This window comes from Citrobacter sp. Ce129 (assembly GCF_030334545.1).
In the GTDB taxonomy this organism is placed as follows: Bacteria; Pseudomonadota; Gammaproteobacteria; order Enterobacterales; family Enterobacteriaceae; genus Citrobacter; species Citrobacter europaeus.
In genome coordinates, this window is sequence record NZ_JAOWDS010000060.1 from 80,127 (window position 1) to 97,893 (window position 17,767).

Genomic DNA, 17,767 nt, shown 5'->3' on the forward strand with positions numbered 1-17,767 from the left:
GTTATTTGCCGCTGAGCGAGTTGTGGATAAGTTCGAGCCAGTTAGGCACGGTCAGATGGAAGGATTCGATCATCTTCATGTCGAAACCGCGGAAGAAGCCGCTCAGGACAAACAGCGCGACGATAGCCACCATCATCACTTTCGTGACGTGGTTCCAGCCGCTCTCTTCAACGCCTTTACCGATCAGAATGCCAAGGACCAGCCCCGGGACGGCGTTGCCCATAATCAGCTGCGCCGCGCCGCCAAAGACGGTGGCCCAGAAGCCGGATTTCTTACCCGCATCAATCGCCGCCAGCCAGAAGATCACCGGCATCACGGTGTTAACCAGCAGGTTAGCCGCGGGCACCAGCACCTTGACGGCAGTAACTTGCAACGCTTCCGGTACCGATGACGCCGTGAGGTTCAGGAAGGTCACGACAATCATCCCGATAACGCCGCAGGCAATCGCCATACGCTTAGGATCGTGCAGCGTTTCACCGACGTTACGATTTTTAATCATCAGCGCGGCGGCGCCCCAGTTGGGGATGATGCGATGGTCGACGTCCTGCGTGAACGCCCCTGCCGCAACGGAGGAAGCCCAGGCGTTAAAGAAGAAGCCCAGCCCGAACGAGAAGTGAGAAGCCGGATCCCCTTCGCAGGAATTCAGTTCTCCCAGAGTACGAAACGCGCCCATCCCTTGAGTGGTAGGCGCATGAAACATGCGTGCAGCCCCAGCGCCGACACCAACGCCAACCAGGCCGCCGATGATGAGCGATTTTATTAATATTATCAGGAACATAATTATGCCTTTTAATAAAGAATCAGCGTTGCGTAACGAAATCCACCTTGTCGAGATTGATGGCAGTCACGTTGACGGTCACGTCCAGCTCCACGCTGAAGGTGCGTCTTTCCCGGCGTAAAAAGAGGAACAGAAACGCCTCTTTGCGCACCGATTCACGCGCTTGAACAACCTGCACATCCTGTGGCTCAATACGCAGTAAGATATGCGGCGACGCTTTCATCACCGCCGCCTGAACGTGGTTCAGGGCATCGGCAAAGGCGCGCGCTTTGGCCTCGCCCTTGCCAGTGACTCTCACCGTGGTGGTGAATTGTTCTTTCATACTTAAGCGCCGTGTTTCTTTTGCCACGCCTGCACCAGGCGCTCACCGAGCTCTTCTTTGTCCATAAAGCCAAACCCCAGCACATTGCAGCCTTCGTTAATGGCGGTTACCCCTTCATCGACCGAACGCATGCCGTATTTCGCCTTGTAGCCATATTTGGTCTGTGCGGTAATCGCACCCGCGCCGCCGCTGCCGCAAAACGAGATACCAAAGGTGGCGTTTTCCGCTTTCATCACGTCACCCAGCTTCATATCCGCCGCCACGCCCGGCACCACAACCGCACGGCCGCCCGCTTTCTCAACGCCTGCCGCCACTTTCTGGCCTTTACCCAGACGATCGCCAATCACTACGGTAATCTGTTCCATCTTTTGCTCCTTAAAGGTTGTCTTTCGCGACTTCGAAATGCACCGACAGCAGCCAGGCCTCTTCCTCGGGAAGATTGCCAAACTCGGCGACCACGTCGCGGGCAAGCGCCATTGATTCGGCAGATATTTCATCAAACAAGCTGGCATCGACTTCTGGTAAGGGTTCACCCGTTACCGAGCGGTGCGCCATAGCGCGAACATGCGACGTCAGCATCTGTTCCTGTACGGCGTTGGGAATAATGTGGCGTTCACGCAGCAAGGCATACACCTGCGCCAGCATGCGGTCGGTCAGTTCCACCGATTCCCCCATGTCATTCATTACAGCTCCGTTATTCACTCGTCTTACCCCGTTAATGGCTCTGAGGGTAAATTAGCGGTGGGGGTTAAAAGTTTGTAGCGAGTTGTTTTCCACTTCGAAGTGGAAAGGCGCGCAGCGATAGTGATCCGTGCCGCAAAAAGGGCCGTGACCACGATTTATCACTGGAAGAATGTGATTGAGATCGCAAGAGTGAGCAGAAAAATGGAAGGAAATGCGAACAATGAATGGACGATAAAAATGAAAAAATGTGATGGGGATAGCGTTTACTTATGGGAGGCAGTAGCGTGATGGCTTGTCCGGCCTACGGTTATGCAGGCCGGAAAGCGCAGATTAGCGGAACTTCTTGTGGTTTTCGTTGCGCGTGGTTTTCAGCTCTTCCGCAACGGCTTTCGCCTCTTTGACTTTACCTTCGTTAGCCAGCTTCAGCGCGCCGTCAATCTGGCCGATCAGCGTGTCAAAACCGTGACGGAAATCCTTCATCTCCGGGCTGTCCGGGGATTTGTTTTCCAGCTTCGGCGGCGTTCCTTTTTGCGCGTCCAGCGCGGCTGCGCGCATTTTGGTTAACGCGTCTTTCAGTTCAGTCGCATTATCCGTTTTTTCGACGATCTTCAGGTTATCGTTGAGGATCCCCATGTCATCTTCGAGATCGGCTGCAAACGCTGAAGAGCCAAAAACCAGCGTTGAAGCCGCGACGATCGCTAACAGGTGTTTACGCATTGCTCACTTCCTTTTTTATTATTAAAAAATAAACAAACGCCAGATACCCTCAATAATTCACACAGCTTGAAGTATGACGAGTATCACTGCCCGGCGATTTTCATCTCCGGTAACAAGACCGAACCACACTGGATATTACTGCGCGTTTCAATATCGTTCCCCACGGTCACAATATTACGCCACATCTCTTTTAAGTTACCGGCGATGGTAATTTCACTCACCGGGTACTGAATTTCGCCGTTTTCGACCCAGAAGCCCGCCGCGCCGCGCGAGTAATCGCCGGTAATGCCGCTTACGCCCTGTCCCATCAGCTCGGTAACCACCAGGCCTGTGCCCATCTCTTTGAGCAACTGCTCGAAGCTTAGACCCTGTCCCGGAATTCGCCAGTTGTGGATCCCACCTGCATGACCGGTGCTCTTCAGCCCCAGCTTACGTGCGGAATAGTTGGTCAGCAGCCATTGGGTCAACACGCCGTCTTTAATAATGTCGCGGCGTTCGGTCCGTACGCCTTCGCTGTCGAATGGTGAAGACGCCAGCCCTTTGCGCAGGTGCGGATGTTCTTCAATGGTCAGCCATTCCGGCAGAATTTGTTTGCCCAGCGAGTCCAGCAAGAAGGTGGATTTACGGTACACCGAACCACCGGCGATCGCGCCAACCAGGTGTCCGAACAGTCCAGTCGCCACTTCATTGGCGAAAATCACCGGCGCTTTCATGGTGGACAGCTTACGCGGAGACAGGCGAGATAAGGTACGGCGAGCACAATCTGCCCCCACCCATTCCGGCGTTTGCAGATCGCCCATCGCCCGGCCAATGGTGTAGGCGTAATCACGCTCCATATCGCCATTTTCTTCCGCGATCACACAGCTGGAGAGAGAATGGCGCGTGGAGCAGTAGCCCTGCAACATGCCGTGGCTGTTGCCAAACACTTTGATGCCATAGTGGCTGTTAAAGCTGCCGCCTTCGGTGTTAGTGATACGCTTATCGGCCTGCAGCGCCGCCTGTTCAGCGCGGGCAGCCAGTTCGATAGCTTCGTCAGGGGACACTTCCGCCGGGTGGAACAGGTCTAGATCAGGCGCATCAAAGGCCAGCAGGTCTTTATCTGCCACGCCCGCGCACGGGTCCGGCGAAGTGTAACGTGCAATGTCCAGCGCGGCCTGCACGGTACGGGCAATCGCCTGCGGACTTAAATCGGTGGACGATGCGCTGCCCTTACGGTTCTGGTGATAAACCGTAATCCCCAACGCGCCATCGCTATTGAATTCTACGTTCTCCACTTCACCATAACGGGTGCTGACGCTAATACCCGTGGTCTTGCTTACAGCGACTTCCGCGCCATCCGACTTACCTGACGCTAATTCCAGTGCCGTCGAGACCGCTTCTTCCAGAATCTTACGCTGCGCTTCAACTTGTGAGATTACTTTCATCGCAAATGCCATAATGTAGAGAGAGTTTCTCTGAAGTCTAACAGAGAACCGTTTTTCAGTGCGCATCTTAACTGGTAACATTAGCCTCTTTTTTTAAGGAGCCTGACATGACTAAGCAGCCCGAAGACTGGCTCGACGACGTTCCCGGTGATGACATCGAAGACGAAGACGATGAAATTATCTGGGTCAGTAAAAGTGAAATAAAACGTGACGCCGAGGAGTTAAAACACCTGGGTGTGGAACTGGTAAAACTGGGGAAAAACGCGCTGGATAAAATCCCGCTTGATGCGGATTTACGTGCCGCGATTGAGCTGGCCCAGCGTATTAAGATGGAAGGTCGCCGCCGTCAGCTGCAGCTGATTGGCAAAATGTTGCGCCAGCGCGATGTTGATCCTATCCGTCAGGCGCTGGATAAGCTGAAAAACCGCCACAACCAACAGGTCGTTGTCTTCCATAAGCTGGAGCAACTGCGTGACCGTATGGTTGACGGTAACGATGAAGCTATCGAAGAAGTGATGAACCTGTGGCCTGACGCCGACCGTCAGCAACTGCGTTCGCTGGTGCGTAACGCCAGGAAAGAAAAAGCGGGCAACAAGCCGCCAAAATCTTCCCGCCAGATCTTCCAGTATCTGCGCGAACTGGCGGAAAACGAAGCCTAACCTCTTCGTCTGCCGAAAGTGCCGGATGGCGGTGCAAATACCTTATCCGGCCTACGATCCTTTGTAGGCCCGGTAAGCGTAGCGCCACCGGGCATTTTTTTACTCTTCTTCTGCCTGAGCTTTCTTCGCCAGACCATCCAGCAGTTTTTGATGGATGCCGCCAAATCCGCCGTTGCTCATCACCAGAATGTGGTCGCCAGGCTGTGCGGTTTTCACCACCATATCTGCCAGTGCATCCACATCGCCACTCCAGTGTGCCGGCTGAACGCAGGCTTCAGCGACTTCTGCTACCTGCCAGGGAATGTGCGGCGGTTGCAGCAGGAACACTTCGTCCGCACGCCCTAACGACGGCGCGAGATCATCTTTGCACAGCCCCATTTTCATGGTGTTCGAGCGAGGTTCCAGCACCGCGATGATGCGCGCCGTGCCACCCACTTTACCGCGCAGCGCCGCAAGCGTTGCCAGAATGGCCGTCGGGTGATGGGCAAAATCGTCATACACCGTCACGCCATTGGCTTCGCCGCGAAGCTCAAGACGACGACGGGCGTTGATGAACGAGCCCAGCGCATTGGCCGCATCCGCAGGCACAACGCCAACATGACGCGCGGCTGCAATCGCCATCAAACCGTTGTGCATGTTGTGCTCGCCCACCAGGCCCCACTTCACTTCGCCGACTTTTTCACCGTCCAGCCACACTTCCCACTCGGAGGCATCGGTAGTGAGCTTTTTCGCCTGCCAGTGACCTTGTTCGCCCACCAGCTCTTGTTCGCTCCAGCAGCCCATCGCCATCGTCTGTTTCAGATTGATGTCGTTTTCCGGGTAGATGATGCGTCCCTGGCCCGGCACGATGCGCACCAGGTGATGGAACTGTTTCTGAATAGCTTTCAGATCGTCAAAGATGTCCGCGTGATCGAACTCAAGATTGTTGAGGATCAGCGTGCGCGGGCAGTAATGCACGAATTTAGAACGCTTATCGAAGAACGCGCAGTCGTACTCATCCGCTTCAATCACGAAGAAGTCGCTTTCGCCCAGGCGCGCGGAAACCTCAAAGTTGCCCGGAACGCCGCCGATCACAAAGCCAGGCTTATAGCCGCACGCTTCGAGGATCCAGGTCGCCATTCCTGCGGTGGTGGTTTTGCCGTGCGTCCCCGCAACCGCCAGAACCCAGCGATCGCGCAATACAAAGTCATGCAGCCACTGCGGGCCAGACATGTACGGAATGTTCTTTTCCAGCACCGCTTCCACGCACGGATTACCACGGGTCATGGCATTACCGATGATCACCAGGTCCGGCTGCGGGTCGAGCTGACTGGCGTCATAACCCTGAATTAAATCAATGCCTTGCTTCTCAAGTAAGGTACTCATCGGCGGATACACATTGGCGTCCGAACCGGTTACTTCATGACCGAGCGAGCGCGCCAGCATCGCCAGACCGCCCATGAAAGTGCCACAAATTCCCAAAATATGAATGCGCATACGTCACTATCCTTTTTTAATCTGGGGGCCATTTTACGCACATGTCCGGCAAGTGAGAAACGCATTTCAGGATATTCCGTAGTTTGCTGGCGCGATTCACCTAAGCGCAACAATGGAAATATTTGTTAATATTGTTGCGGTCGCTTTACTCCACATAAATTGCAGGGAAAGTGTTATGAAAACGTTAGGTGAATTTATTGTCGAAAAGCAGCACGAGTTTTCTCATGCTACCGGTGAACTCACTGCTTTGTTGTCGGCAATAAAGCTGGGCGCCAAGATCATCCACCGCGATATCAACAAGGCCGGTCTGGTCGATATCCTGGGTGCCAGCGGTGCTGAGAACGTGCAGGGAGAGGTTCAGCAAAAACTCGATCTGTTCGCGAACGAAAAACTGAAAGCTGCACTGAAGGCGCGCGACATTGTGGCGGGCATTGCCTCGGAAGAAGAAGATGAAATCGTCGTCTTCGAAGGCTGTGAACACGCAAAATATGTTGTGCTGATGGATCCGCTGGATGGCTCATCCAACATCGATGTTAACGTCTCTGTGGGTACGATTTTCTCTATTTATCGCCGCGTAACCCCAGTCGGCACGCCGGTCACGGAAGAGGATTTCCTGCAGCCGGGCAACAAGCAGGTTGCTGCGGGCTACGTTGTTTATGGTTCTTCCACCATGCTGGTGTATACCACCGGCTGTGGTGTACACGCCTTCACCTACGATCCTTCTCTGGGCGTATTCTGCCTCAGCCAGGAACGTATGCGCTTCCCGGCGAAAGGCAGCACGTACTCCATTAACGAAGGCAACTACATCAAATTCCCGAACGGTGTGAAGAAGTACATTAAATTCTGTCAGGAAGAAGATAAGTCAACCCAGCGCCCGTACACCTCGCGCTACATTGGCTCTCTGGTTGCGGATTTCCATCGCAATCTGCTCAAAGGCGGGATCTACCTGTACCCAAGCACCGCCAGCCACCCGCAAGGCAAGCTGCGTCTGCTGTACGAATGCAACCCGATGGCCTTCCTGGCCGAGCAGGCGGGCGGCAAAGCCAGCGATGGTAAAGAACGCATTCTGGATATCACCCCGGAAAGCCTGCACCAGCGCCGCTCCTTCTTCGTGGGTAACGACCACATGGTTGAAGATGTAGAACGCTTTATCCGCGAGTTCCCGGACGCGTAAACGCCATATCCCGGTCTACTGCACGTTGTAGGCCGGATAAGCGAAGCGCCATCCGGCACGATGCGGTGATATTGCCGGATGGCGGCGTAAACGCCTTTATCCGGCCTACAAAATCCATCGTTCGGTTAGGCTGTTTGTAGTTTAAATACGGCCATGGCTTCGATTAGCGCTGAAGACTGTTCTTCCAGCGAACGGGTAGCCGCAGAAGACTGCTGTACCAGCGCCGCATTTTGCTGCGCCGTTTCATCCATCTGAATTACCGCAATATTTACCTGCTCAATACCGCGACTCTGTTCCTGGGAGGCGCTGGCAATTTCACGCATCAGTTTGGTCATGCGCATCACTTCATTGGCGATCTCATCCATGGTTTCCCCCGCCTGCTGCGCCAGCTCGCTGCCTTCCCCCACGTGGGTGTGCGAATCGCTGATTAACGTGCGGATCTCTTTGGCCGCCTCGGCGCTGCGGCTGGCCAGATTACGCACTTCACCAGCGACGACCGCAAAGCCCCGCCCCTGCTCACCGGCGCGCGCCGCTTCAACGGAAGCATTGAGCGCCAGGATATTGGTCTGGAAAGCAATACCGTCGATTACGCTGAGGATGTCGGCGATTCGGCTGGAACTACCGGAAATATCGCGCATTTTCTCGATCACATAACACACCATTTCGCTACCGCGATCGGCGGTATCCGACACCGATTTTGCCAGCTGATGCGCCTGTTCCGCGTTCTGCGCATTCTGTTTCACGGTCGCCGTGAGTTCTTCCATACTGGCGGCGGTTTGCTCCAGCGAAGTGGCTGTCGATTCAGTGCGTTGTGCCAGATGCTGGTTCCCGGCCGTCAGTTCACGACTGCCAATATCAATTTGCGAGCTGGCATCACGTACGCGTTGTACCGAGTCGCCCAGCGCATGGCGCATTTCATCCATCGCTGCGTTCAGGCGGTTGAATTCGGCGCTGGCCGACAGCGCAGCAACCGACGATAAATCTCCCGTCGCCAGACGTTCCAGTTGCTCAACTATGTTATCCAGCGGTTTGAGGAACTTATTTCGCAGCATAAACCAAATAACCGCCAGCAATGCGATAGCCGCCAGCATCGCTGCGCTCATAATACCGTGGTAAATCAATGAAGTAATGATACGAGTAGAGGCATATAGCCCCATTCCGCCGGTCAGTAACAGAAGGAACGTCAGCAGAGACAATAACACCAACAAACTTGATCGAATTGAAAGGGATTTTGGCATTGTTATATTTCCGGTTGTAGGGTTAAAACAGACCTGTACAGAACCTATCGACTACAACCGGAAAAAGTTTAGATATTTAAATGTTTTGTGAAAAATCAGGATGTTACTTTGGTGTTGCCGCCGTACCTATTCGGGTAACTGGCGAGCTTTGACGGTTTTCCCAAAGCACCGTCAGGCCGCGCTGTAAGGCAATAAAAATAAACAACAAAATACCAATCGCGATCTTCGTCCACCAGGAACTTAATGTGCCGTCAAAATTAATGTAGGTCTGAATCAGTCCTTGAATGGCGACGCCAAACAACGTGCCTAATACCGTCCCGACCCCGCCACTCAGCAGCGTTCCGCCAATCACCACCGAGGCAATCGCATCCAGCTCGACGCCAACGCCCGCCAGCGCATAGCCCGCCTGGGTATAAATGGAAAAAACAATGCCGGCAAGTGTGGCAAGCCCGGTAGACAGCATATAGATACGAATGGTGGTGCTGCGGGTTGAGATGCCCATCAGGTTGGCAGAGGTGGCGTTGCCGCCAATCGCGTAAACCTGATTACCAAAGCGCGTACGGTGCGCCAGGAATATGCCAATGACGACAACCGCCAGCATCAGCAATCCCATCGCGCTCAGGCGACCACCGCCGGGAATTTTCCATGCCAGGCTTGAGAGCGTGTCATAAACCGGATGGTTAATCGGGATGGATTCTTCTGAGACCAGATAACTGACGCCGCGCAGGAAGAACATTCCCGCCAGAGTAATGATGAATGCTGGGATCTTCAGCGCATCAATCAGTAACCCCATAAACGCGCCAAACGCGCAGCCCATCAGCAAAACCAAAGGGAACGCCAGCAGCGGGGAAATGCCCCAGTAGCCGATGGCTTTCGCCAGAAATACGCCGGTAAACGCGATCACCGAGCCAACGGAAAGGTCGATCCCGCCAGAGAGAATCACGAAGGTCATGCCGACGGCGATAATGCCTAAAAAAGCGTTATCGGTCAGAATATTGCAGATTACCCGGGTGGAAGCAAAAGCGGGAAACTGCGTCAGGCAGTAAAGGTAGCCCAACACAAACACGCCGAGGGTGATCATCAGCGGTAAATTACGTTTTATCATGACCACGCACTCCTTTTATCAGGCTGATAAAGCGTTGTGATTGCACGACCAGCACACACAACACCACCACGGCTTTGACCACCTGATTCAGTTCCGGCTGGAAGCCCGACAGTAAAATCCCGGTGTTCATGCCCTGAATAATCAACGCGCCGATCACCGACAGCAGCAGGTTAAAGCGCCCGCCCATCAGCGAGCCGCCGCCGATAACCACCGCGAGAATGGCATCCAGCTCCAGCCACAATCCGGCGTTATTGGCGTCTGCCCCGCGGATATCCGCCGTGACGATAATGCCAGCGATAGCCGCGCACAGGCCGCTCAGCACATAGGTGAGCATCACGATAATGCGAGTGTTCACCCCGGCATTTTTTGCCGCACGAATGTTGATGCCCACCGCTTCTATAAACATACCCAGCGCCGTTTTCCGCGTCAGCAGCCAGAACACCACCAGCGTGAGCAGTGCAATAATTACCGGCGTGGGGAACAGTAACAGCGAGCCGCTGCCAAACCATGAAAGTTCTGGCGAGTTGAAGGTGACGATCTGCCCGGAAGTGATGAGCTGCGCCACTCCACGCCCGGCCACCATCAGAATAAGCGTAGCGACGAAGGGTTGGATCTTGAGGATGGCCACCAGAATTCCGTTCCACAATCCCGCCAGAATGCCGGAGCCTAAGGCGGCAAGCAGCACCACAGGTAGACTGTGCCCGGCCACCGTCATCGCCGCAGTCGTCGCGCCGGCAATAGCCATGACGGCGCCCACGGAAAGGTCGATACCGCCGGTGGCAATCACCAGCGTCATACCAATCGCCAACAGCGCCACGGGCGCGGCGCGGTTGAGAATATCAATCGGGCTGCCGAACAGCCGACCATCCTGCAAAATCACCTGGTAGAAGTGCGCCGCGACCAGGCTATCCACCAGCAGCACCAGCAGCAACGCCACCAGTTGCGGCATCCCCTTTGGCCAACGGAACCGCCGTTTAGGTGGATTGGATTGAGGGAGAGATTGAGGCATCACCATAGTCTCCTTAGGCCGCAATGGCATTCATGATCGCCGGTACGGACAGTTCAGCCAGTGGGATCTCAGCCACCTGTTTGCGGTCGCGCATAATAATGACCCGATCGGCATAGCCCACTAACTCTTCCAGTTCGGATGAAATCACCAGCAGCGCCAGACCATCCGCGCACAGCGTTTCGATCAGGCGGATGATCTCCGCATGCGCGCCAACGTCGATCCCGCGCGTGGGTTCATCGAGGATCAGGAACTGCGGTTTGGTCAATAACCAGCGCGAGAGCAATACTTTTTGCTGATTGCCGCCGGAGAGAAATTCGATCGGCTGTTCAGCGTTGGGGGTGCGAATACCAAGCTGGCGAATAAAACGCTCTGCAATCTCGTTTTGTTCTTTCCGTGATACAGGTCGCAGCCAGCCGCGCTGCGCCTGCAACGCCAGAATAATGTTTTCCCGCACCGAAGCGGCGGCGATAATGCCATCCGTTTTACGATCCTCCGGACAGAAACCGATCCCCAGACACGAAGCCTGATGCGGCGATCGTAAGGTCTGAGGTTTGCCTTTGATCAGCGCAGTGCCGCTGTCGGCGGGTTTAATACCGAAGATCACCTCCGCCGTTTCCGTTCGCCCGGATCCCAGTAGTCCGGCGAGACCGACGATCTCACCGGGACGCACCTGCAAATCAAACGGCGCGATGGTGCCTTTCTTGCCAAAGCCGCTAAATGCCGCCACCGGTTTATCACTCAGCAAGGTGCGTCCCGCACGCTGTAGCGCATGGGTGTCCAGTTCGCGGCCCAGCATCATTTTGACCAGTTCGATTTGCGGTAATTCCCGGGTTTCACGGCAGCCAACGAAGCCGCCGTTACGCAGAACGGTAATGCGATCGCTGACCTGATAAACCTGATCGAGGAAGTGGGTGACGAAGATCAGACTGACGCCCCGATCGCGCAGATGTCGCATCAGGCCGAACAGCATTTCAACTTCCTGGGTATCGAGGCTGGCGGTAGGTTCATCGAGGATCAGCACTTTCGCGGAGAGATCGATCGCCCGGCAGATGGCGACGATCTGTTGCATCGCCACGGAAAAACGGTTCAGCGGTTCGCGTACGTCGAGGGAAAAACCGTATGACGCCATCAGCTCCGTCGCGCGTTTTTCCATCTGCTTGCGCTGAAGCAGGCCAAAACGCCGCGGCTCACGGCCAATAAATAAGTTATCCGCTACCGACATATTGGGCAGCAGGTTCACTTCCTGGTACACGGTGCCAATCCCCAGTTGCTGGGCATGGGCGGTGTTTTTGGGGGAGATCGGTTGGCCTTCGAGCCAGATAGTACCGCGATCGGCATGGTAAACACCGGTCAGCGCTTTGATGAGCGTCGATTTGCCGGCTCCGTTTTCTCCCAGCAGCGCCATAATCTCGCCACGACGCAAGCTGAAATCCACGTTATCCAACGCTTTGACGCCGGGAAAGAATTTGCTTAATCCTTCGGTGCGGAGGATTTCCTGATATTGGTCGGTGGTCATGGTTCCCCCTGCATCACGCCGGATGGCGCTACGCTTATCCGGCCTACAAAAGAGCGTAATGTAGGCCGGGCAAGCGCAGCGCACCCGGCATTTTCATGAAGGCTTAGTAGCCCATGTTTTTCTTCTTCTCTAACTCTTCTTTCGCCGTATCCGGCAAATAGAGGATCGACTTGGTAATGGTCAGCTTCTCAGGCATCGTGCCGTCTTTTTTGAATTTCTCCAGCGCGTCGAATGCCGGACCAGCCATATTCGGCGTCAGCTCGACGCTGGCGTTGGCTTCGCCGTCAATCATCGCTTTGTAGATATCCGGTACGCCATCGATGGAACCGGTGAGAATATCTTTGCCAGGTTTCAGGCCCGCTTCTTTGATCGCCTGAATCGCACCGATCACCATGTCATCATTGTGGGCGTAAACCATGCAGATGTTCTTGCCGTTGTTTTCCGCTTTGATAAAGCTCTCCATCACTTCTTTCCCTTTACTGCGGGTAAAGTCGCCGGACTGAGAGCGGATAATTTTGATGTTTGGCGCATTAGCGATAGCTTCAGCAAACCCTTTTTTACGATCGATAGCCACGCTGGCCCCGACGGTCCCTTGCAGCTCAACGACGTTACACGGCTTGCCGTCCACTTGTTTAATCAGCCAGTCACCGATCAATTTACCTTCCAGCACGTTGTCGGCGGTGACGGTGGTCATATAGAGAGATTTGTCTTTTACATCGATGGAACGATCGAGCAAAAAGACCGGAATGTCGGCATCTTTAGCTTCTTTTAAAACCGGCTCCCAACCCGTTGCCACGACCGGCGCAATAAAGATGGCGTCGACGCCCTGCGCAACAAATGAGCGGACTGCTTTAATCTGGTTTTCCTGCTTTTGCTGGCCGTCAGCGATTTTCAGCGTAATACCACGCTTTTCGGCCTCGCTTTTCGCGACGTTGGTTTCTGCGGCGCGCCAGCCGGATTCAGAGCCAACCTGCGAAAATCCTACGGTTAAAGGGGCTGCCATTGCCATAGACGACATGGCTGCCGAAACTGCTGTGACTAAAAGTAAGCGCTTCCACATAAGTGCATCCTCGTAGGGTGATTATTGTTGGTTAATTAACCGTTGCGAAAAAACTATAGACAATTGAGCATGTAACGGATTGCGTTACATCACACTTCAAAAAAGTAAATAAAACGTTAATCACAACTTTGTAATCGCTTTCATCTAGCTATGAAAAATGCGGCTGAAGATATGGATTTTTCTGTCACTACAGAGAAGTAAAAAGAAGAAAATGCGCGCAGAGAAAGCGAAAACAAGCGGAGACATTCAGCGCGAGTTGGCTATAATACCCGCCACTTGTTTGCCATAGCTTATTTAAAGGAAACAGACATGAGCTTACTCAACGTCCCTGCCGGTAAAGACCTGCCGGAAGATATCTACGTTGTTATCGAGATCCCTGCCAACGCAGATCCGATCAAATACGAAGTTGACAAAGAGAGCGGCGCCCTGTTCGTTGACCGCTTCATGTCCACCGCGATGTTCTATCCGTGCAACTACGGTTACATCAACCACACCCTGTCTCTGGACGGTGACCCGGTTGACGTTCTGGTCCCGACTCCGTACCCGCTGGAGCCAGGTTCAGTGATCCGCTGCCGTCCGGTTGGCGTACTGAAAATGACTGACGAATCCGGTGAAGATGCGAAACTGGTTGCGGTACCGCACACCAAGCTGAGCAAAGAATACGATCACATCAAAGATGTGAACGACCTGCCGGACCTGCTGAAAGCGCAGATCACCCACTTCTTTGAGCACTACAAAGATCTCGAAGCGGGCAAATGGGTAAAAGTTGACGGTTGGGACAACGCTGAAGCTGCTAAAGCTGAAATCGTTGCTTCCTTCGAGCGCGCGAAGAAGTAAGTTCGCGTTAGCGTATAGCCCTGAACGCCAGCCTCTGGTTAGTAAGGGTTTTTTAATTCCTACTTTCTTTTCACCTCCCCTTCGCTGTTTTCTTTTTGACCTACCAGATTGGGTAGTCACATTTCATTTATCTTAATTGCGAATGAGATTAGATCTCATTATCATCTTCAGCATGTAAATAAATGTGAATAAAAGTCAATGAACCTCCACAATGTGAAGTCCCTGAAACGCTATTCCTGTGTGGCGCTCGCCACAGCACTGTTATTTACCAGCCTGTCCAGTGTGGCGGAGACGCTACCTGAGAAAGATTTTCTGACCCGCGACGTCGGTAACGGCGTGTATGAACTGGCGGTTGATAGTCAGCAGAATGCGCTTTTTGCCGCCTCCTCGCCGTCGTTCGATAAAGATAAAACCCGCGGGCTTATCTACAAACTTGACCTGGAGAAGCTCACGACGACTGAAGTCATCGAAACCAGCCGTCGTGCCTTTGCCACTGCCCTGGATGAAGAAAGCCAGGTGCTGTACGTGGGCAACACGCTGGAAGGTTCAGTCACGCTAATCGACACCCGCAGCGGTAAAGAGCTGGCGATACTGCAACTGAGCGAAGCCAAAAATCCGAAAGATATTATCCATACCCGTGAAATGGTGCTCGACAAACAGCATCACCGCCTGTACGTTTCCGGCGTGGCTGAAAAGGGGATTGTCTGGGTAGTGGATACGCAAAAGCGTGAGAAAATCGCCACCCTTGAAAACATGGGCCAGTACCCGACAGGCATGGCCGTCGATGCAAATAAGAACCGTCTGTATGTCGTAAATGGCCGTAACGAACTTATTACACTGGATACCACCAACCATCAAATTATTAGCCGTTTCAGCATTGAGCCAGGCAAAAAACATTTTTTCCTGAATATTGCTTTGGATGCAAAAAATAATCGCGCATTCCTGACCGATCCTGATTTAGCGGATGTACTGGTTGTTGATATTAATAACGGTAAGGTTATTGCACCCATTAAAGTTATCAATTCGCTGGCGGTGATATATAACGAAAAACGCCAGGAAGTTTATATCACCCACCGTAATGCAAAGCGCATCAGCATTGTGGACAGCAAGACTTATCAGGTAAAACAAAGCATTGAAACCAATGCCCTACCTAACAGCCTGGCGCTCTCGGCTGATGCCAACACCCTGTATATCAGCGTCAAACAGCCGGAAAAAATGACCGGTGTGAAGCCCGACTACGTACTGAAAATCGATCTCTCTAAATATTAATAATTAAAAACGCTTCTTACACCTTGCAGCTTTTCCGGGTTGCAAGGTGATGCTTTTATTTTTTTACTTTTCAGGTGTCTTATATTATGAAAACGCGTCAACTTATTACGCTGACAGGGATCGTTGCATTCTCAGGTGGTGTTATTTTCCCCACTCAGGCAGAAGAACTCACCGAAACCTCACGCAATAACGAAGATGAAATGGTGATCACCGCATCCGGGTTCTCGCAGCAAAAGCGCGAAGCGCCGGCCACCATTTCCGTTATCGATCGTAAAACGCTGGATATTCAGCCGGACCGTAGCATTGGTGAAGCGATTAAAAATCTTCCCGGCGTCTCGGTTACCAACAGCAGCGGCATGAACGCTGGCAGCATTATGATCCGCGGCATGGACCCTTCTTATACCGCTTTTATGGTCAACAGCGTCAAACAAAATACCGGTGAATCTCGTCCTTACGGACATGATATCGGTACTGAAGCCAACTTCTTACCGCCAATGGAGGCCATTGAGCGTATCGAAGTTATCCGCGGGCCAATGTCCTCGCTGTACGGCTCAGATGCCATCGGCGGTGTGGTCAACGTTATTACCAAAAAACCGTACGGCGCAAAAGAGTGGACAACGGCAATCGCCGCCAATACCTGGCTTCAGGAACACCAGTATTTGGGTAATACCAGCCAGATGAATCTGTTCACCATGGGGCCGATTGTGCCCGATGTTCTGGGCCTTAGCGTGGCGGCCGACTGGCTCGACCGTCGCGATGACGATCGCAATAACTATTTCGGCAAACACAACCGTAAATCCGTTGATATGACGCTGGGCCTGGCCGCCAGCGAAAATAACCTGTTTGATCTCAACGTGGTCACCGGTGAGCAGGAGAAAAACCGTACTCAGAAACGCGGCGCACCGTGGTCATGGCTGTTCGATCGTAATGCCGCCACTCTGACGCATACCGGCTGGTATGCAGACGACACCATCGCGACGACCAACTACATAAATTATGAAAAAGGCCGTTCGAAGTACGTTTATGACGGACAGTCGCCGCAGTATGTGCAGATGGAGAACTACGTCGCCAATTCGCAAACTACCTTCACGCTCGACAACCATAAACTGACCGTTGGGGCGAATTTTACCCGTGAAGAGCTGAATGACAGATTTGATGTGGCCAACAAAACGCTGCCCGGATCTGAGCCCGTGACCAAAATCAGCCGTAACGGTTGGGCATTGTTTGCTGAAGACGGCTGGAGCATTGACGATTTCATCCTGACCACTTCAGCCCGTATGGATCAGGATGATAACTTTGGCACGCATATCACGCCAAAAATGTACGGTAACTGGGCCTTCAGCAATGACTGGGCGCTGAAGGGCGGCGTTTCCGCAGGCTATAAAAAACCAGAGCTGCGTGCGACATCCAGTAACTTCGTCACCCCATATGGCTCGACCGTACCTTATCCCTTCCTGACAGTCGGTAACGACGACCTGAAACCTGAACAAAGCGTTAACTCTGAGCTGGGCCTCTACTGGACGGGGGATACGCTGTCGCTGGATAGCACCGTCTTCTACACCCAGTTCAAAGACAAAATTGCCGAACAAACTATTTGCGAAACCACGTCGACGAATCAGTGCTCCGTGAATGGCTACAAAGCCGATTCCGTCAGTAAATACTTCAACGTTAGCAAGGCGGACGTTTACGGTATAGAACTTAATGCCGACTGGCAGATTAGCGCCGATGTGAAAGCCAACGCTAACTACACCTGGAACCACAGCGAACAGAAAAGCGGCGTGAACAAAGGCTACGCGCTCAATGATTATCCGCGCCATATGGCGAACCTGTCGCTGAACTGGGCGGCAACGCAGAGCCTGGACGTATGGAGTACGGTGAATTATCGCAGCAGTAACCGCAACAGCGGCAATAACTATAAGTACGATGACTACACGATGGTCGACGTAGGCGTACGTTATAAGCTCAATGAGCACACGCAACTGATGGCAGGGGTCTACAACGTGCTGGATGAGGATCCGAAACTGACAACCGCGTGGAATGAATCCGCGCAGGTAGAAGGACGCCGCTATAACCTCGGCGCGCGCGTGGAGTTTTAAGCCTTTAATAAACAACGCCACCCGAAGGCGGCGTTGTTTATTCTCGTAGGCGATATATCAGTACTGGTCTCTGTCTAACCAGTTACCGCTTTCAATCAGCGTTAAGCCATCAACCGGACGTTGGTACACGTACATCCATGCACTTCCGTACGGCGTTTGAATTAACTGGCGTGCGTATTCACCGCCGCGGGTACGCAGAGCGTCAAGCTCTGCCAGCGTGGCGTTATCAATACGATAAACTTCCCCGTGTACTGTCCCATTTCCCGGAACGGCGCCTGGATAGTGGCCCAGGCTGTACAGCTGGTAGTTGTCGATACTGAAATTTCCCAGCAACAGGGCATTGGTCATCCAGTGGCTGTTGCCTTGTTTGGTTCGTAAACTGCCGTAGACAAATATTCGCATT

General features: G+C 53.3%; 18 protein-coding genes. 5 read left to right on the forward strand and 13 right to left on the reverse strand.

Annotated features, from left to right (window positions below; all coding sequences use genetic code 11):
• Nucleotide 1: 1 nt before the first annotated feature.
• From OGV77_RS11515 to pmbA, 6 genes are all read right to left on the reverse strand, one after another.
• Nucleotides 2-778 (reverse strand): DUF4311 domain-containing protein, encoded by a 777-nt coding sequence (locus tag OGV77_RS11515; protein WP_043018215.1) that lies wholly within the window; start codon nt 776-778, stop codon nt 2-4.
• A gap of 22 nt (nt 779-800) precedes the next feature.
• Nucleotides 801-1,100: a DUF4312 family protein gene (locus OGV77_RS11520; protein WP_016151468.1), complete on the reverse strand. Its 300-nt coding sequence runs from the start codon at nt 1,098-1,100 to the stop codon at nt 801-803.
• A 2-nt stretch (nt 1,101-1,102) separates the two neighbouring features.
• Complete coding sequence (locus OGV77_RS11525) at nt 1,103-1,465, reverse strand: SFCGS family glycine-rich protein (protein WP_003830384.1); 363 nt, start codon at nt 1,463-1,465, stop codon at nt 1,103-1,105.
• Between the two features lie 10 nt (nt 1,466-1,475).
• On the reverse strand, nt 1,476-1,784 hold the full coding sequence (locus OGV77_RS11530) for a glycine dehydrogenase (RefSeq protein WP_087051761.1): 309 nt from the start codon (nt 1,782-1,784) through the stop codon (nt 1,476-1,478).
• Between the two features lie 330 nt (nt 1,785-2,114).
• Nucleotides 2,115-2,501: a cytochrome b562 gene (gene cybC / locus OGV77_RS11535; protein ID WP_043018214.1), complete on the reverse strand. Its 387-nt coding sequence runs from the start codon at nt 2,499-2,501 to the stop codon at nt 2,115-2,117.
• Between the two features lie 83 nt (nt 2,502-2,584).
• On the reverse strand, nt 2,585-3,937 hold the full coding sequence (pmbA, locus tag OGV77_RS11540; protein WP_043018213.1) for a metalloprotease PmbA: 1,353 nt from the start codon (nt 3,935-3,937) through the stop codon (nt 2,585-2,587).
• Nucleotides 3,938-4,032: 95 nt separating this feature from the next.
• Here pmbA and yjgA point away from each other — a divergent pair, with 95 nt between their 5' ends.
• Entirely contained in the window at nt 4,033-4,584 is a 552-nt protein-coding gene (yjgA, locus tag OGV77_RS11545; protein WP_087051760.1) for a ribosome biogenesis factor YjgA, read from the forward strand.
• Between the two features lie 99 nt (nt 4,585-4,683).
• Here yjgA and mpl read toward each other — a convergent pair whose 3' ends face one another.
• Complete coding sequence (gene mpl / locus OGV77_RS11550; protein ID WP_003830388.1) at nt 4,684-6,060, reverse strand: UDP-N-acetylmuramate:L-alanyl-gamma-D-glutamyl-meso-diaminopimelate ligase; 1,377 nt, start codon at nt 6,058-6,060, stop codon at nt 4,684-4,686.
• A 175-nt stretch (nt 6,061-6,235) separates the two neighbouring features.
• Here mpl and fbp point away from each other — a divergent pair, with 175 nt between their 5' ends.
• Nucleotides 6,236-7,234, forward strand: a complete 999-nt coding sequence (gene fbp, locus OGV77_RS11555; RefSeq protein ID WP_016155536.1) for a class 1 fructose-bisphosphatase — start codon at nt 6,236-6,238, stop codon at nt 7,232-7,234.
• Between the two features lie 125 nt (nt 7,235-7,359).
• Here the strand turns inward: fbp and OGV77_RS11560 are convergent, their stop codons facing one another.
• From OGV77_RS11560 to ytfQ, 5 genes are all read right to left on the reverse strand, one after another.
• Entirely contained in the window at nt 7,360-8,472 is a 1,113-nt protein-coding gene (locus OGV77_RS11560) for a methyl-accepting chemotaxis protein (RefSeq protein ID WP_080754149.1), read from the reverse strand.
• Between the two features lie 103 nt (nt 8,473-8,575).
• The gene (yjfF, locus tag OGV77_RS11565) at nt 8,576-9,577 is read right to left on the reverse strand and encodes a galactofuranose ABC transporter, permease protein YjfF (RefSeq protein ID WP_087051759.1); all 1,002 of its coding nucleotides are present in this window, start codon (nt 9,575-9,577) and stop codon (nt 8,576-8,578) included.
• Nucleotides 9,564-10,586 carry a galactofuranose ABC transporter, ATP-binding protein YtfT gene (gene ytfT, locus OGV77_RS11570; RefSeq protein ID WP_286502662.1) on the reverse strand — a complete coding sequence of 341 codons (1,023 nt, stop codon included), beginning with the start codon at nt 10,584-10,586 and terminating at the stop codon, nt 9,564-9,566. Before ytfT ends, yjfF begins: the two co-directional genes overlap by 14 nt.
• Nucleotides 10,587-10,599: 13 nt before the next feature.
• Complete coding sequence (ytfR, locus tag OGV77_RS11575; RefSeq protein ID WP_043018210.1) at nt 10,600-12,102, reverse strand: galactofuranose ABC transporter, ATP-binding protein YtfR; 1,503 nt, start codon at nt 12,100-12,102, stop codon at nt 10,600-10,602.
• Nucleotides 12,103-12,205: 103 nt separating this feature from the next.
• Complete coding sequence (ytfQ, locus tag OGV77_RS11580; protein ID WP_008786033.1) at nt 12,206-13,162, reverse strand: galactofuranose ABC transporter substrate-binding protein YtfQ; 957 nt, start codon at nt 13,160-13,162, stop codon at nt 12,206-12,208.
• Between the two features lie 309 nt (nt 13,163-13,471).
• Between ytfQ and ppa the strand changes: the two genes are divergently transcribed.
• The 3 genes from ppa (at nt 13,472) to OGV77_RS11595 (ending at nt 17,364) form a co-directional block, all read left to right on the forward strand.
• Complete coding sequence (gene ppa, locus OGV77_RS11585; RefSeq protein ID WP_005134479.1) at nt 13,472-13,999, forward strand: inorganic diphosphatase; 528 nt, start codon at nt 13,472-13,474, stop codon at nt 13,997-13,999.
• Between the two features lie 198 nt (nt 14,000-14,197).
• A complete protein-coding gene (gene yncE, locus OGV77_RS11590) occupies nt 14,198-15,268 on the forward strand; it encodes a 7-bladed beta-propeller protein YncE (protein ID WP_087051758.1) in 1,071 nt (356 codons plus the stop codon).
• 86 nt (nt 15,269-15,354) lie between these two features.
• Entirely contained in the window at nt 15,355-17,364 is a 2,010-nt protein-coding gene (locus tag OGV77_RS11595) for a TonB-dependent receptor domain-containing protein (protein ID WP_087051757.1), read from the forward strand.
• Between the two features lie 57 nt (nt 17,365-17,421).
• Here OGV77_RS11595 and OGV77_RS11600 read toward each other — a convergent pair whose 3' ends face one another.
• On the reverse strand, nt 17,422-17,766 hold the full coding sequence (locus tag OGV77_RS11600) for a gamma-glutamylcyclotransferase family protein (protein ID WP_003025723.1): 345 nt from the start codon (nt 17,764-17,766) through the stop codon (nt 17,422-17,424).
• Nucleotide 17,767 lies beyond the last annotated feature (1 nt).